Origin of the sequence: uncultured Schumannella sp., assembly GCF_905479755.1 — a bacterium.
Classification (GTDB): Bacteria; Actinomycetota; Actinomycetes; order Actinomycetales; family Microbacteriaceae; genus DCRR01.
Genome location: NZ_CAJQNT010000021.1, coordinates 34,716 through 49,004 on the forward strand (window position 1 = coordinate 34,716; position 14,289 = coordinate 49,004).

Here is a 14,289-nt window from a genome sequence, read left to right on the forward strand (position 1 = left end):
AGTGGGTCAGGCAGCGGTGTGTCGCCCGGCGCGGCGATCCAGCGCGGAATCGATGTAGTCGATGCTCCAGGTCTGGATCTCGGCGCGGTCTTCCTGGATGCGGTTCGTCCAGGACATGCCGTTCCACCAGCGCAGCTGGGGGATTCCGAGCGGGTCGCGGTACCAGCCAGCGGGGATGGCGGGGGCCGACGGGGTAATGATCGTCACGGGGGTGCTCCTTCGCGGGAGAAGCGGGAGTGGAGTGTCCACGACGGGGATCGTGGTACTCGGCATGCTATACCCCCCCAACGGGGGGACGCGAGTGTTCGTTGGGAATTTCTCAGGGATTGCGGTCGTGGCGGCACTCGCCGCTCGGCCGGGGAACCGGCTCGTGCCGGGACGAGTTATGCGACGGCACCCGCGAGGTCGTGCGACCAGGTCTGGAACTCGGCGCGGTCTTCCTGGATGTGGTTCGTCCACGCGATGCCGTTCCACCAGCGCAGCTGGGGGATGCCGAGCGGGTCGCGGTACCAGCCGGCGGGGGCGGCGGGGGTCTGGGGGGTGACGACAGTCATGGGGTACTCCGGGGGGACGGGCGTTGCGGCGTTGGGGGGAGAGCGCAACGAATCGGGGGGTGAACGTCTCCGAAGTTACTCCGGGGGAGACAGGGTCCCCCATCCCCAGAGCGGGGGGCAAAAAGGAGGACGAATCGGGGTACAAGGGCGTCTGCTGGTTCAGCGTGGTCGCGCGCGAAGGATGCGTCGCGACGATTCCAACACGGCCCCAGCATCCGGTCGATGGCGTGGTTCGCGAGCGGTCATCGCTCGCAACAGCGAACGCCACGCGCCGGGGACATCGCGACCGATCATCGGGTCCCGCTTGACGCGCTCCTCCATCGACTCGCGATATGTTCCCGGGAACTCCCGTCGCCCGGTGAACGTCTCCAGCAGCACGAGCCCCAGCGAGTAGATATCGGTGGCCGAGTTGAGGGGGGCGCCGGTCGCCTGTTCGGGACTCAGATACGGCGCGGTCCCGACGGCGGTTTCCGCTCCGGGCACGGACCCTCCCTCGACGGCGATACCGAAGTCGGTCAACAGAGCGCGGCGCCGCAATGCCGGCGTCCCGTAGTCGGCCAGCATGATGTTCGTGGGCGTCACATCACGGTGAATGACGCCGTGTGCGTGAATGTAGGCGAGTGTTTCGGCGATCTCGAAGCCGATCTCGCCGATCACGCGAGCGCTCGGGCGACGTGTGGCGCTGAGCTCTTCCAGTGTCGTCCCCGTCACGAGCTCCATGACCAGAAACGGACGTGCGTCGTTGGGCTGCGATCGATCGATGCCAGCGTCGATAATTCCGACGATGCCGTGGTGCGCGAGGCTTGCCAAGACGCGGATCTCGTCGGCATGCCGTTCCAACTGATGCGCACCACCGGAGTTGAAGACTTTGATCGCAACCTGGCGACCGAGTGACTCATCGGTGCCGCGAAACACGGAGGAACTCCCGCCGACGCCGATGCGTTCGACCGGGCGGTAGCGTCCCGCCAGCAGTGGTGCGCTGCTCAGGGCGCGAGAGGGAGCAGCTGATGCGGCGACACGCGCATCCGGTCCCAGCTGGCTCGCCATCCGCTTCCTCCCTGGCCCGGTGTCAGAATACTGTCAGGGGGTAGGTGAGGATAGCGCGACGCGTGATGGGGTGGAAAGCAGATGCAGGCCGTGACTGACGTTCGACGCCGCAACAACGTGATCGTCCGCGGCCGCGACGGGGGCCGTCCGCTCGTCTTCGCGCACGGTTTCGGGTGCAGCCAAGAGATGTGGCGGCACGTCGAGGTGCAGCTTCGCGATAGATATCTGACCGTCACCTTCGACCATGTCGGCTCGGGCGGATCTGATCTCTCCGCCTACGACCGGGGCAAGTACGACTCACTTCACGGCTACGCCGACGACGTGCTTCAGATCCTGGAGGAGCTAGCTCTCGAGGACGCGGTCTTTGTCGGCCACTCCGTGAGCGCGATGATCGGCGTGCTTGCGGCCGCGGATGACCCGGCACGGTTCGGCGCGCTCGTCCTGGTCGGGCCGAGCCCGCGCTACGTCGACGACGGTGACTACACCGGCGGCTTCACCGGGGATGACATCGAGGGGATGCTCGACGCCCTCGACTCCAACTACCTGGGCTGGTCCTCGGCGATGGCCCCGGTCATCATGGGCAACTCCGACCGTCCGGAACTCGGCGAGGAGCTCACCGCGAGCTTCTGCCGCGTCGAGCCCGAGATCGCCCGTCACTTCGCGCGCGTGACCTTCCAGTCCGACAACCGCCATGATCTGGCCCGTGTTCGGGTCCCGACGGTGGTGCTGCAGTGCGCCGACGACGTCATCGCGCCCGACGCGGTCGGCGCGTACGTGGCGTCGCAGATCCCGGGTGCCCGGTTGGTCAGGCTGGATGCGCGAGGCCACTGCCCCAACCTCTCGGCGCCGGACGAACTGGCGGCGGCGATCGCCGCCGCAGCGGGATGAGTTCCGAGCGCCGTTCCGGGGCGGACGCCCGTTACGACGACGCCCCCTGCGGGTTGATGACCACGACGCTCGACGGGATGGTCATCGACGCCAATGCGACGATGTGCAGTTGGCTGGAGACTGAGTCGGCGGAGCTCGTGGGCAAGGACCTCTCGTCCTTGCTGACGGGGGCAAGTCAGCTGTTCTACGACACGAGGTATGTCCCGGTGTTGCGGCTACGCGGACGGGTCAATGAGGTGTCCATGTCGTTCGCCCGTGCGGATGGGTCGTCGTTTCCGACCTTCGTTTCGGCCCATGTCCCGAAGGCCGACGACGAGACTTCGGCTCGCGTGCAGCTTGCCGTCTTCGACGCGCGCGAACGCCGCGACTACGAGCGCGAGCTGTTGAGCGCACGCCGGGCCGCGGAGTCCTCGGCCGCACGGGTGGAGGTCTTGCACGCGGCGGGATCGCAGTTCGCCGCGGCGCACACGAGGGACGAGGTGGGATCGATTCTTGCCGACGCCGCGCGTCGCGCGTTCGACACCGCGCGCGCCTCCGTGCTGCTGCAGTCGGACGCGACCGTGGAGCTTCGGGCGGGGGAGCCCGCCCCCGAGGCCGCACATCATGTCGTCGAGCGCGCGCTCGCCGAGTCGAGCGTCGTCGTGGTTCAGGTTGCCGATGAGTTGGACGAAGCCTCGGTTCGAGATCTGCGGAAGGAACGAGTCGAGACGATCGTCGCGGCGCGGATCCTCGCGGAGACGGACGCACTCGGGCTCGTGCTGCTCACCTTCGGCCGCCCTCGCCCGTGGCCCGAGGGCGACTCGGAGCTCGCGCTGACGCTCGGTCGGATGGCGGCCCAGGCACTCGATCGCATCGCGCTGCTGGACCGGCTCGCGCACCATGCGACGCACGATCAGTTGACGGGCGCCGCGAACCGTCTACTCCTGGAAGACCGTGTCGCCGAGGAGGAGTCGCGCTCGCGTCTCGCGGGGGAGTCCTTCGCGGTGGTGATGATCGACCTCGACGGGTTTAAGGCGATCAACGACCGCCATGGGCACCACACGGGAGACGAGGTGCTTCGCGTCGTCGCAGCACGCCTGCAGGCGCTTGTTCGTGACGAAGACACCGTTGCCCGGGTCGGCGGGGACGAGTTCGTTCTGGTCTGTCGCGGGGCAAATACAGCGGACGCGGAACGCATAGCGGCGCGCGTGCGCGACGCCTTCGCTGAACCGCTCGACGTGGCGCCGGGGCTTCAGCTGGCTGCGAGCGTCGGCTTCGCCGTGCACTCGTCGAGCACGCCGCGCACCATCGCGGAGCTGCTGCGTGACGCCGACGCGGCGATGTATCGCGCGAAGGCGCACCCCGAGGCGAGCGCCCCGCGCTGACGCGAGCGCTCCGGTCGTGGGGGACCTTCGTCCCGAGACAATTCCTTCGCTGTCGACCACGATGGGGGCATGGCCGTCATCGAAAACTCCAAGCTCGCGATCGTCGGTGCGGGCGCCGTCGGAACGTCCCTCGCGTTCTCTGCGTTGCTGCGCGGGAGCGCGCGCGAGGTCGCGCTCTACGACATCCGCACCGAAAAAGTCGAGGCCGAGGTGCTCGACCTCGCGCACGGTACTGCATTCACGGGGGCCTCGCGCATCACGGGAGGGTCCGACATCGGGGTCGTGCACGGTGCCAACGTCGTCGTCATCACGGCCGGGGCGAAGCAAGAACCCGGCCAGTCGCGGCTCGATCTCGCGGGCTCCAACGTCGCGATCCTCCGCGAGCTCATGCCAGCCCTCGTCGAGCAAGCGCCCGACGCGATCTACATGCTCGTGACGAACCCCTGCGACGTGCTGACGATCGCGGCGCACCGCTTCGGCGGACTCCCGGCCAACCGGGTGTTCTCCTCCGGCACGGTACTCGACAGTTCGCGGCTGAAGTGGCTGCTCGCCGAACGTGTCGGCGTCGCCCCGTCGAGCGTGCACGCGATGATCGTGGGGGAGCACGGCGACTCGGAGTTCCCGCTGTGGTCGCAGGCCCGGATCGGCCCGATCCCGATTCGCGATTGGGCGCCGGCCGGGCGCCGCGCGTTGGACGCCGCCGAACTCGACCGCATCGCCGATGATGTCGTCCACGCCGCCTACCAGGTGATCGCCGGCAAGGGGGCGACAAACTACGCCATCGGCGTCTCGGGGGCGCGCATCGTCGAGGCGATCCTGCGCGACGAGCACGCGATCTTGCCGGTCAGCTCGATCCTGCACGACTACCAGGGCGTCTCGGGTGTCGCGCTCTCGGTGCCGACGATTGTCGACTCGTCGGGCATCTCGGAGGTGCTGCCGCTTCCCTTCACGGACGACGAGACCGCGCGCTTCCGCGCCTCGGCTGAGGTCGTTGCCAGCTCGTTGAAGAAGCTGGGGCTCGACTAGATCATCGGACCGGATGGTGGTCGTCGTGGAGGGGATGACGGGAATCGAACCCGCGTCATCAGTTGGGAAGTCGCTCCCCAAACTGTTACCGCTGCTTGCCGCTCGTGGCCGACTCCGACCGCGCTGAGCCGCCGTGCCCAGTGATTTTGGCGCTTCTTGGGGCGGTCGGCGCTCCGCAGGCGGTCGTCCTCGGTCGGCCTCGGATTGCCCCGGCGGAGCGCGGTCGCCCTCTTTTTCGCCCTCTCGCGCCCACCTGCGCTCGACCAGCGTTGCCAGTTTGGAGAGTCCTGACGAGGGAGCGTCGGTTGCCGGTGTTAGCGTGCGTCCACGGGACACGAGGAAGGACGGACAGTGGGCAACCTGGTCAAGAACCTGCCCTGGCAGAACGGGGAGAACTGGCGCAGGGCTGAGGCCGACGCGGCCTCCATGCTGTCCGAAGACGAGCGTGCCGCCGACTTCCGAGCCAACCTGCCCAACCTCATCGCAGAGGAGAAGGCGCAGATCGACGCGGCGCTCGCCGAAGGGCGCACGCTCGTTGCCAACAAAGTCGACTACACGTACGTCATCCACCGCTCCAACTGCTTCGCGATTCGCCATCAGATGGACCGTGACGAGGCGTGGACCCGGTACGACGATGACCCGCGCGGAGTCTCCCACTCCTACGAAATGCCCAACCTGCTCGCACCCGAGGAGGTCGAGGCGTTGGAGGTCTACCGGGCCTGCCTGACCTGCAATCCGGATACGACGCGGCGCATCAAGAAGCGCGAGCACAGCCTGCGGCCGACGGCTCTGCGCAACATCGCGCGCCGTCACCTTGGGCGGGACTTCGAGAGCATCGACGGTGAGCCTTTGGGTGAGCTGATTGCGTACACTGTGGCGTCTGACTCGGTCACTCTGCACTTCGCGTCGGGTGATCGAGTGGACTCGGAGTACCCCGAAGTCGTAATGCTGCCCCTGGCAAGCGCGTAGCGATCCGATGCCCGACTGGATCACCCCGATTGCATCCTCGGCCCTGGTCGCAGGTGCGGTAGGTGCAACGCTGGCGATCCTCGGAAACTTCTGGATTCAGTCCGCTGCAGCCCGAAGGGAGCGACGTCGCTACGTAGCGAAGTTGGCCGCGGACTTTCTCTCGCACGACGCTTCGCTGGTGTTCAACATGGCGCAGCAGCGCAGGCTCGGCCCGGTCGATGGGGCAGAGGGCGAAGAGGTCGACGGCGAGCCGGAGGTGCTCGTAGGGATTGATGGCCATATGCGACGGGCCTGGACCGCGGGGGCGGAACTGAGCCTCGTTGCGCCCGCACCGATCGCCTTCCTCGTTCAGGCCGTCAGTGGGACTTCAAGCGCCCTCCTGGTGCAGTCCGTCGCCTCAGACGACGAGGTATGGAGACAGTCGATGATTGAGCATGGTCACGCCCGCCTCCAACTGATGCACGCTGTTCGTCGGTTCGTGAAGGCTGGCCGCATGACGGACGCCGAACTTGGACACGACGCGATCGACGTGGACGATCCGCGGAATACCCACACTCCCTGACTCCCGTCAGCCGTCCTCGGGGTCGGTCGGGTGCTGCGGCTCGGGCGGCGGGAAGTGGTAGCCGAAGCCGCGGGCCAGGCAGGTGTCGAGCCAGATCGCCTCGACGGTGCGGTTCCAGGCGGCGCTTTCGACCTCGCCCAGCACGGCGACGACGTCGGGATTCTGTATGTCGTCCATCATCACAGAGTGGCCCGCGGGCAGGTCGGCCAGCATCCGCCGGTAGAGGTCTTCGATCTCCGCCTGGTGGACCAGCGCCACGGCGTGCAGGTTGTCCCGGGCCGTCATGGTCACGCCTCCGCCGTGCGGGTGAACGCCTCGAAGCGCTCGACCTCCGCCGAGTAGTCGCTAACGTACAGGTGCTCGTACACGCGCCCGACGGCGCAGCCGACGAGTCCCACAATCAACAGCACCTCGACGAGCGAGATTGGTTCGGTGCCGGTGCCCATCGCGACGGTCACGGTCAGCGTCGCCCCGATCCCGACCCACACGGCGTAGGCACTGCCGGTGGGGATCTCGCGCATCGCGAGGGCTAGCCCGGTCATGCTGAGCACGAGGGTGACGCCGAACACGATCGTCGGCGTGGCCTTAGTACGGTTTTCGGAACGCCCGAGCGCGGTCGCCCAGGCGGCTTCGAGAACGCCCGACATGACGAGGATGATCCACGCGCACACGACTGCTCCTTGAGGCAAGTCTTGTCACGCACCGGACACTTGGCCATCGTCCGGGAGCCGGGGTTGTGGCTCGCGAACCAGCATGCCGGAGCTAACTGGGCAGGGCCTGCGCAGCTGACTCGGGTTCGCGCTCGAGTGTGCGGATCAGCCGCAGCGTGATCCCGAGCGAGATGATCGCGCCGGCGTCGAACGAGATATTGACCACCTGCCAGCCGAGAGGGAGCTCGCGCACCGCCCCGGCGCCGAGGGCGAGGGGCACGATCGCGACACACATGATGATGCCCCACTGCACGATCCCCGGCAGCAGCTGGGCGGCGGGGGATGCGTGCAGCAGGTCGGGCGCGAGCCGCAGCTCCCGCTCGAGCGGGGGGGGGCAACCGGGCGAGAGGCCACGTCAGGTCATACGCACTCCCAGTACGCCCATGCCCATCCGACCTGAATCTCATACAGCCGATTGTCGACCGTGCTGAAGCCGTACTCGGTTCCATCGATCGTCGCCCTGTAGAAGCTGCGATTCGACGAATTCTCGAATTCAATGACGATGCCCGGAAGGTTTTGGAGCTGACTTGCTGGGCCCCCGAGGGTCACGTCGTAGCCATCGAAGTGAATCGCACTCTCGGCAGCATCGCCGTAAACCCCCACCACGATGCCCCCGATCGGGCCGCTTCCGTCGCCAGTGAAGAGATTGAACGTTTCCCCATCGGGCCCCTCGCCGACGAGGCACGCGTAGTTGATGCTCGTATTGGACAAATACCCTGAAGCCTCGTCGCCCGGAGCACCCAACCGGATCGGGCCGACGCCGCCTGCATCGATTGACCATGCTGCGGGTAGCTTGTACGAGATCCTCAGGGCTCGGGCTTCTGCGGGGAGCGTCCGCTCGCCGGCATAGTCGAACGAATTGACAAGGACTGGCAGCAGTGCGAGAGCGATTGATGCGCGACCGATCAATCTTCCCGCCAGCTGGCCCGCGGCCTTCTCGCTCAGACCTGTCCTGAGGAGCCCAACCGCAAGTTGTTGTGCAACTTGCGTATCGATCTCACTAAGACAGTTCGCCGTCGCGCGAGCGCCAGAAACGACGTCATCGATTTCGCGGACGTGGGACCAACAGTTCGCGACCGCGAGCACCGCCGCAAGGTATCCCAAAACCTGGTCGGTGCCCCACGCGACGAGCGCCGACGCCATCGTTGATGCGACAAATTGCGCGATACTTGGCGCGGGAAGTTCGATCAGATATTCGGCATTGAAGTCCCTGAGGGCGGATGCTTCGATGCCGAAGCTCACTTCCTCGCCCGAGCCGACAAATATTCCGTCGCTGAAGAGGTCGGTGATCGACTCCCCGACGACCGCATCGAGTGATCCGACAGTCTCTAGTGCGTCGTCCAGACCCCCCTCGTACGTGGAATTGTAGGCCCAACGAGATGTGACTTCGAGCACAACGGGGAACCCGTAGCCGCGATTCGCGCGTGCCTTCACGACGAGCAAGTTAGAGTCGTTTGCGTCGTGGCCAACACAGAACAGAACTGGATCGTTGGGTTCAAACTTGACGGATGTCTCAAGTACCCAATCCGGAGTCGATTGGAGGCACTCGGGGAGTTCGACTCTGGTCGTCAACAGGTCGCCCAATGTGTAATGGAGCGCCTCGGCGCCGTCTGCGATTAGGGACGAAATCGAAGCATTCACCTCATCCGCAGCTCCGCCAAGAAACGCGCCGACCTGCCCGACAGTTCCCCCGACGGATTCGGCTCCACGAACGAACGACTCGATCGCGTCCTTGGTTCCGCCGACGAGATCGTTCCACCAAGACAGATGGTGCACAACAGTTGTCACCGTGCGTCGGTCCGCGCTTAGCTCAGAAGGCGCCGCCACCCACGAGCCGAGAGATGCATCCCAGTAGATGAAAGTCGCTGTTGCCTCGGCAGGCAGCGGCTCGGCGTAGGTTCGCGTGAGCGTGACCCCGTCCTGGGGGATTTCTCCGGATAGCGCGATCTCGACGGGAACGCCCATCACGAGGTCCGTGACCTGGCCGATTCCGGCAAGCTCTTCGATCGCTTCCTTCGTCAGCTCAGGCGCGGCAATTGTGGGCTGCGCGCCATTCCCACTGACTTGTGCGACGATCGGAGTTGGGCTTGGCGCAGCGGGCACGCATGCAACGAGCGCGCTTGCGACCACTGCAATCGTGGCCATGATCGAAGCCGTGCGAACGCCGACATCTGTCTTCATGAGCGAACCTTAGCGGCGCGGTCCAGTCTCCGCGACCTGACGTGCGCCCTTCGACTGTGCGCTTCTTGGTCTGCGCTCACGCGACTCTCGTCGAGGTGCATTAGACCGTGAAGCGCGTTCGGGCTATGGCCCTCTTTTCGCCCTCTTGGGAGAATTTGGATGGAGCCGGGATGCGCCTACTTTTCAGTGGAGGGGATGACGGGAATCGAACCCGCGTAATCAGTTCGGAAGCCGCTCCTCAAACTGTTACCGCTGATTGCCGCCGCCGACCGACACCGGCCGTGCTGAGCCGCCGCGCCCAGTGATTTCGGGGCTTCTTGGGCCATTCGACGCTTCGCAGGCGGTTGTCTTCGGTCGGCCTCGGATCGCCCCGGCGGAGCGCGGTCGCCCTCTCTTCGCCCTCTCGCGCCCACCTGCACTCGACCAGTGTTTCCAGTGGAGAGTGCCGCGGAGTGCGTCGGCTGCCTGAACTCGACAGCGCGACAATATGCTGGCGCGATGGAGCAGCGGTATCAGGTATTCATCAGTTCCACGTTCGTCGACCTCATCGACGAGCGTCGCGAAGTCATCGAGGCCTTGTTGGAGATGGACGCGATCCCGGCGGGTATGGAACTCTTCGCGGCGGGCAACACGGACCAGTGGACCTTGATAAAGCAGGTCATCGACCAGAGCGACTACTACCTCGTCATCGTCGGCGGCCGCTATGGCAGCACCACGGCCGAGGGCATCTCATACACCGAGATGGAGTATGACTACGCCGTCGAACAAGGGATCCCCGTCATGGGATTTGTCCACGGCAAGCCGGACGACATCCCGGCTGGTCGCACGGAACTCGACCCAGAGGCGCGCAAGAAGCTCGATGCATTTCGCACCAAGGTCAAGCAGAAGATCGTCAAGCAGTACACGACGCCCGCAGAGCTTGGCGGCGTCGTCTCTCGAGGCTTGATCAAGTTGCAGCGAGACTTCCCGCGCCCCGGCTGGGTGCGTGGAGACATGGCAATGACACCCGAGACAGAGGCGCGCATCGCCGAGATGCGCGCCGAACTGGCCGAACTTCGTCAAGCCGCAGCAGAAAAGAGCGAGGCCGAGGCCCTGCCAAAGATCGAGGGTTTGGCGTCCGGCGACGACCCGTTCGACCTTGAGATGGAGATCACCGGCGAGCACGTCCGGGACCGTGCGAAGCCTTCCTATCAGCGAAAGAACTATCTCTGGACAGTCGGATACGAGACGAACTGGAACGAGATTCTTCAACAAGTCGGGCCGTCGCTCATGGACGAAGCCTCGGAGACCGAAATCCGTGAGTCGCTGCAGAACCTTGGACGACAACTCATCCGCGAGCAGCCCGACCGGACGCCTGACGCGATTCTCGAATGGTCACGTAGCGAGATATCCGGGGCGAGCGTCGACGATGTGCTCGTGCAGTTGTTTGCGCTGGACTTGATCTCGCACGGCAAGAAGAAGCGGACCATGAGCGACCGGAACCGCTACTGGATGCTTACAGGAGCGGGCCAAGATCAGGTCATGCGCCTTCGTGCGCTTCGAGAGCCGACACCCGATGAGCGTCGGGAACGGCGCAGGACAGAGCTCGAAAGTCTCACGGTGCCCCGGCTCCGGGTATTGGCACTTGACCACAGCCTCGACGGGAAGGGCGTCAAGCCTGAACTGGTCGCAGCCATCCTTGGCGCAGAAGGCCATGCCTCCGCGTAGTGCTGTCTGCTCAGCCGTCCTCGGCATCGGGCTGCGGGAAGAGGTAGCCGAAGCCGCGGGTGAAGCAGGCGTCGAGCCATATCGCTTCGACGGTGCGGTTCCGGGCGGCACTTTCGACCTCGCCCAGCACGGCAACGACGTCGGGGTTCGGTAGATCGTTCATGGTGACCGAGTGACCCTGGGGTAGCGCGGCGAGCATCCGCCGGTAGAGGTCTTCGATCTCGGCCTGGTGTGCCAGCGCGACGCCGCGGAGGTCGTCTCGGGCCGTCATGGTCACGCGTCCGCCGTGCGGGTGAACGCCTCGAAGCGCTCGACCTTCGCCGAGTACTCGCTGACGTACAGGTGCCCGTACACGCGCCCCACGAGTTCGAGGGACGAGTGCCCGAGCCACCGCGACACCTGGAACGGCTGGAACCCTGCCGCCAGCCACAGGCTCGCTGCGGTGTGTCGGGTGTCGTGGTTGCGGATGTGGTCGACGCCGACCGCCTGCGCTGCGGGGAGCAGGTAGTAGTTCAGGAAGCCGCTCATGGCGATGGGGCGCGTCCAGCCGAGGCGGCGGGAGCCGTTCTCGCGGGCGGGCCAGAACAGCGCATCGGCGTCGCCCGCGTTCGGGTTGGCGAGCGGTACGTTCCGCAGGGCGGCCACGAGCGCCTTCGACAGGATCAGCGCGTCGCGCGTGCTGCGTGAAGGCGTCTACACCAACAGGGCAGCGGCTCGCCTGACGGCGGCGGCGAACTCCGCGCGACGGGAGCCGAAGTTCAACGACTGCGCGCTCGGGTGATGTGTCTCAATGACCGCGGGGCCGGGGCCGTCGAACAGTCCGGCGACGTAGCGCCGCCACCCCTGCCGTGCGTAGTCACCGCACAGGACGACAACGGTGAGCCGGGGGAGCAGCTCGATCAGGTACCGGAGCTGGACCGCGCCGTCAGCCAACTCCAGTGGGGTCGGCTTCACGGACGCGGCACCGAGATACCAGGGGACGATGTTCGCGTGCAGGCAGTCGTCCAGTAGTCCGGCATCAGTGCGCGCCTGCCAGAGGTTGGCTGCGGTCTGGTCGTTGTTGTCGGCGCTGATGAACCCCGAGCCCTTCCCGGCAGCAGCCTTCGGCCCCGGCGCTTCGAGCACGAACAGCACTCGGGCATCTGTACCCGCGTCGGTCGGGTCGAATGCAGGCGCGTCTCTGCCCCGGATCGACAGATCGCCGACGTAGTCGCGCAGCGCGGCGAGTGCCGGGCCTTGCCAGAGGGCGCGACGCTCGGCCACTGCCTCGGGATCGCGCAGCGAGCGAGGTCCGGTGGCATCCACGCCGCGACCTTACTCATCGTCTATGGAGACGATGAGTCAACACGCCCAGGTTTGAACGGTGCCGAAATCAGCCCCGCCGTCGCCCTGGCGGGACGACCTCGGGGCGCGTGTTCGCGAACTCCGAGCCGAGCGGCAATGGTCGCAAGAGACACTCGCCGAGCGCGCGGACATCCATACGGCCTATGTCAGCGGTATCGAGCGCGGACGCCGCAACGTAAGCGTCGACAATCTGCATCGTCTGGCCGTCGCATTCGATATCCAAGTTCATGATCTGTTCTAAGGCGATGCCTCGTTGAATGGCTCGCTAGTCTCGGAGCGTGATCCGGACAGTCGATCCTTCGCCTTGGGATGATTTTCTGGCTTGGGCCCAGACGAATCTAGGCGCTGGGATAGTCAGCGGTCTATTCGTCGCCGTGGTGCTCGGTCTCGTCGCCGCAGTTCCTCGGCTGCGCCGACGAATCGTTGGTGGAATCAAGAAGGTCGGAAGGTGGATGTCCGGACTTCGAGTCACAACTGCTGCGGCACGAGACCAGTCCGTCGCGGACGCGCTCGAAGCCCGGCGACCCAAGATTGTTCGTCAGCCACGGTGGGTGGTCGCTCCGCACAAGTCGGAGCGCGGGACTTGGCTCTTCACGAATGTGTCCGAAGGGACCAGGGCGCGAGACGTCACGTTGGACGCGCCGGTGTCCGAGTTCACCTTCATGGGCTCAGCGGACTGGGACGAGATAGCCGGCGAAGGCATGAAGACTTTTCGCGGATACCCGACCGAAGGTGGAGCGCACTTCGGCGTCGACTTCTACACAGAATGGACCGACGATGGGGATGAGCGGCAGAGCGCTTCCGTAAGGTGGCAGCGTCCGACGGGATACTCAGGGCTTCTCTGACTCACTCGAACCGCGCAGATGGCCGAGCCCGAGATAACTGACGGCATAGTCGCGCATCTGCCGTGGATAGAGTCCTGCGTCGGGATCTAGGGAGTAGTGGCGTTGACCGAGACTCTCGGCTTGCGTCACATCAGCGACCGCGTTGAGTAGAGGTATTCCGTCGTTCAGGAGGAGCCCGACCAAGGTGCTGGGACGAACCCACAGATACTCGCCGACGAGTTCGATGCCGACGAATCTCGTCCAACCTGCCTTTTCGAACGTCGTGAAGATCGCGTCGTGACTCTGCTTGTCAAGGGTTAGTACCGCGTGCGGAAGCGCCGGGTCGCCGTCAGCCTGGCCGAAGGTTCCTGTGTCAGGCATCCTCCGATGCACGGTGTTACGGAATGCGAGGACTGCTGCGAGGTAGCGCCCTCCCGCTGCATTCGGTTCGAGAAGACTCATGGCGACTGGCGAGTGCTCACGCATGACCTTCTGGAAGTCCGTCATCTGCCACGCCATGCGGTTGAATTGCGTCTGGCCGCAGAGCAGGCCATTGATGATGGCGAGCGCGTCGAACGCTCCTGCCATGTGGATGAATGCGAGTGTTGTCGCTTCCAGCAGTTCGTCCTGGGTTTCTAGGTTCGGGCTGCCCGTCTCGCTCAGGTGCAGAACCCGCGTCCTTTGAACGAGGATTCGCGTGACCCGGCGAAGGAGTGACCCAGCGAGGTTGGCATGCTCCTGATTGGCCGCGACCGAGTAGTCGGGGTGTGCCGCCAGTTGCTCATGACTCACGAGCAGGGAGCGCGCTGCCGCGTCTGCGAGCCGATCGTCGCTGAGCTGTCTGAGGTCGTATCCGTGGAGCGGATGATCAGTGGCGAGAGAGGCCAGAACCTGCGGCTCTAGCGGGTGTCGGAACATGCCTCGCCTATCTGGTTCGATGGCTGACTTGGAGGGGCGGACGGGAATCGAACCCGCGTAGTTAGTTCGGAAGACTGAGGTTCGACCATTGCGCTACCGCCCCGAATCCGTACGCAGTTGTTCGGGCTGTCGCCGTCTCTTCGCTCTCACAAGCGAATCTGGCCGAAGCCGGGAGGGGCCTACTTCTCAGCAATT

Annotated in this window: 18 protein-coding genes and 1 pseudogene; 8 read left to right on the forward strand and 11 right to left on the reverse strand. The window is 65.4% G+C overall.

Annotated elements, in window-relative coordinates; translation table 11 throughout:
• Positions 1-6: 6 nt before the first annotated feature.
• From QZ258_RS06035 to QZ258_RS06045, 3 genes are all read right to left on the reverse strand, one after another.
• Positions 7-207 (reverse strand): DUF2510 domain-containing protein, encoded by a 201-nt coding sequence (locus tag QZ258_RS06035; RefSeq protein WP_294179787.1) that lies wholly within the window; start codon positions 205-207, stop codon positions 7-9.
• Between the two features lie 176 nt (positions 208-383).
• Entirely contained in the window at positions 384-554 is a 171-nt protein-coding gene (locus QZ258_RS06040; RefSeq protein WP_294179788.1) for a DUF2510 domain-containing protein, read from the reverse strand.
• Between the two features lie 159 nt (positions 555-713).
• Complete coding sequence (locus QZ258_RS06045) at positions 714-1,601, reverse strand: serine/threonine-protein kinase (protein WP_294179789.1); 888 nt, start codon at positions 1,599-1,601, stop codon at positions 714-716.
• A gap of 81 nt (positions 1,602-1,682) precedes the next feature.
• Between QZ258_RS06045 and QZ258_RS06050 the strand changes: the two genes are divergently transcribed.
• The 5 genes from QZ258_RS06050 to QZ258_RS06070 all read left to right on the forward strand — a co-directional run bounded on the left by QZ258_RS06050 (position 1,683) and on the right by QZ258_RS06070 (position 6,410).
• A complete protein-coding gene (locus tag QZ258_RS06050; RefSeq protein WP_294179790.1) occupies positions 1,683-2,489 on the forward strand; it encodes an alpha/beta fold hydrolase in 807 nt (268 codons plus the stop codon).
• Positions 2,490-2,545: 56 nt separating this feature from the next.
• A complete protein-coding gene (locus tag QZ258_RS06055; protein WP_294179791.1) occupies positions 2,546-3,853 on the forward strand; it encodes a sensor domain-containing diguanylate cyclase in 1,308 nt (435 codons plus the stop codon).
• A gap of 69 nt (positions 3,854-3,922) precedes the next feature.
• Positions 3,923-4,879: an L-lactate dehydrogenase gene (locus tag QZ258_RS06060; RefSeq protein WP_294179792.1), complete on the forward strand. Its 957-nt coding sequence runs from the start codon at positions 3,923-3,925 to the stop codon at positions 4,877-4,879.
• Positions 4,880-5,230: 351 nt separating this feature from the next.
• Entirely contained in the window at positions 5,231-5,848 is a 618-nt protein-coding gene (locus tag QZ258_RS06065) for a hypothetical protein (protein WP_294179793.1), read from the forward strand.
• A 7-nt stretch (positions 5,849-5,855) separates the two neighbouring features.
• Positions 5,856-6,410, forward strand: a complete 555-nt coding sequence (locus QZ258_RS06070; RefSeq protein WP_294179794.1) for a hypothetical protein — start codon at positions 5,856-5,858, stop codon at positions 6,408-6,410.
• Positions 6,411-6,416: 6 nt separating this feature from the next.
• On the opposite strand, the gene QZ258_RS06075 is transcribed toward QZ258_RS06070, so the two are convergent.
• The 4 genes and pseudogenes from QZ258_RS06075 to QZ258_RS06090 form a co-directional block, all read right to left on the reverse strand.
• A complete protein-coding gene (locus QZ258_RS06075; RefSeq protein ID WP_294179795.1) occupies positions 6,417-6,695 on the reverse strand; it encodes a hypothetical protein in 279 nt (92 codons plus the stop codon).
• Positions 6,696-6,781: 86 nt separating this feature from the next.
• Positions 6,782-7,081, reverse strand: a pseudogene (locus tag QZ258_RS06080) (SMR family transporter); the annotation flags it as partial.
• A gap of 91 nt (positions 7,082-7,172) precedes the next feature.
• Positions 7,173-7,373, reverse strand: coding sequence for a hypothetical protein (locus QZ258_RS06085; protein WP_294179796.1), 201 nt, complete (start codon positions 7,371-7,373; stop codon positions 7,173-7,175).
• Between the two features lie 107 nt (positions 7,374-7,480).
• Positions 7,481-9,301, reverse strand: coding sequence for a hypothetical protein (locus QZ258_RS06090; RefSeq protein WP_294179797.1), 1,821 nt, complete (start codon positions 9,299-9,301; stop codon positions 7,481-7,483).
• 498 nt (positions 9,302-9,799) lie between these two features.
• Here QZ258_RS06090 and QZ258_RS06095 point away from each other — a divergent pair, with 498 nt between their 5' ends.
• A complete protein-coding gene (locus tag QZ258_RS06095) occupies positions 9,800-11,008 on the forward strand; it encodes a DUF4062 domain-containing protein (protein ID WP_294179798.1) in 1,209 nt (402 codons plus the stop codon).
• A 10-nt stretch (positions 11,009-11,018) separates the two neighbouring features.
• Here QZ258_RS06095 and QZ258_RS06100 read toward each other — a convergent pair whose 3' ends face one another.
• Genes QZ258_RS06100 through QZ258_RS06110 form a run of 3 tightly spaced genes read right to left on the reverse strand, consistent with a single transcriptional unit; the run spans position 11,019 to position 12,313 of the window.
• Entirely contained in the window at positions 11,019-11,279 is a 261-nt protein-coding gene (locus QZ258_RS06100) for a hypothetical protein (RefSeq protein WP_294179799.1), read from the reverse strand.
• Positions 11,280-11,281: 2 nt separating this feature from the next.
• Entirely contained in the window at positions 11,282-11,653 is a 372-nt protein-coding gene (locus QZ258_RS06105) for a tyrosine-type recombinase/integrase (RefSeq protein WP_294179800.1), read from the reverse strand.
• 48 nt (positions 11,654-11,701) lie between these two features.
• Positions 11,702-12,313 carry a uracil-DNA glycosylase gene (locus QZ258_RS06110; protein ID WP_294179801.1) on the reverse strand — a complete coding sequence of 204 codons (612 nt, stop codon included), beginning with the start codon at positions 12,311-12,313 and terminating at the stop codon, positions 11,702-11,704.
• Between the two features lie 58 nt (positions 12,314-12,371).
• Here QZ258_RS06110 and QZ258_RS06115 point away from each other — a divergent pair, with 58 nt between their 5' ends.
• Both QZ258_RS06115 and QZ258_RS06120 read left to right on the forward strand, forming a co-directional pair.
• On the forward strand, positions 12,372-12,593 hold the full coding sequence (locus QZ258_RS06115; RefSeq protein ID WP_294179802.1) for a helix-turn-helix domain-containing protein: 222 nt from the start codon (positions 12,372-12,374) through the stop codon (positions 12,591-12,593).
• Between the two features lie 37 nt (positions 12,594-12,630).
• Positions 12,631-13,197, forward strand: a complete 567-nt coding sequence (locus tag QZ258_RS06120; RefSeq protein ID WP_294179803.1) for a hypothetical protein — start codon at positions 12,631-12,633, stop codon at positions 13,195-13,197.
• On the opposite strand, the gene QZ258_RS06125 is transcribed toward QZ258_RS06120, so the two are convergent.
• On the reverse strand, positions 13,183-14,094 hold the full coding sequence (locus tag QZ258_RS06125) for a hypothetical protein (protein WP_294179804.1): 912 nt from the start codon (positions 14,092-14,094) through the stop codon (positions 13,183-13,185). The two genes, QZ258_RS06120 and QZ258_RS06125, sit on opposite strands and share 15 nt — an antisense overlap.
• Between the last annotated feature and the right edge of the window lie 195 nt (positions 14,095-14,289).

Excerpts from the sequence above, each read along its gene's own strand:
- QZ258_RS06075 (WP_294179795.1), bottom strand. The coding sequence starts at position 6,695 with ATGACGGCCCGGGACAACCTGCACGCCGTGGCGCTGGTCCACCAGGCG.
- QZ258_RS06045 (WP_294179789.1), bottom strand. The coding sequence starts at position 1,601 with ATGGCGAGCCAGCTGGGACCGGATGCGCGTGTCGCCGCATCAGCTGCT.
- QZ258_RS06095 (WP_294179798.1), top strand. The coding sequence starts at position 9,800 with ATGGAGCAGCGGTATCAGGTATTCATCAGTTCCACGTTCGTCGACCTC.
- QZ258_RS06055 (WP_294179791.1), top strand. The coding sequence starts at position 2,546 with ATGACCACGACGCTCGACGGGATGGTCATCGACGCCAATGCGACGATG.
- QZ258_RS06050 (WP_294179790.1), top strand. The coding sequence starts at position 1,683 with ATGCAGGCCGTGACTGACGTTCGACGCCGCAACAACGTGATCGTCCGC.
- QZ258_RS06060 (WP_294179792.1), top strand. The coding sequence starts at position 3,923 with ATGGCCGTCATCGAAAACTCCAAGCTCGCGATCGTCGGTGCGGGCGCC.
- QZ258_RS06125 (WP_294179804.1), bottom strand. The coding sequence starts at position 14,094 with ATGTTCCGACACCCGCTAGAGCCGCAGGTTCTGGCCTCTCTCGCCACT.
- QZ258_RS06070 (WP_294179794.1), top strand. The coding sequence starts at position 5,856 with ATGCCCGACTGGATCACCCCGATTGCATCCTCGGCCCTGGTCGCAGGT.
- QZ258_RS06040 (WP_294179788.1), bottom strand. The coding sequence starts at position 554 with ATGACTGTCGTCACCCCCCAGACCCCCGCCGCCCCCGCCGGCTGGTAC.
- QZ258_RS06100 (WP_294179799.1), bottom strand. The coding sequence starts at position 11,279 with ATGACGGCCCGAGACGACCTCCGCGGCGTCGCGCTGGCACACCAGGCC.
- QZ258_RS06090 (WP_294179797.1), bottom strand. The coding sequence starts at position 9,301 with ATGAAGACAGATGTCGGCGTTCGCACGGCTTCGATCATGGCCACGATT.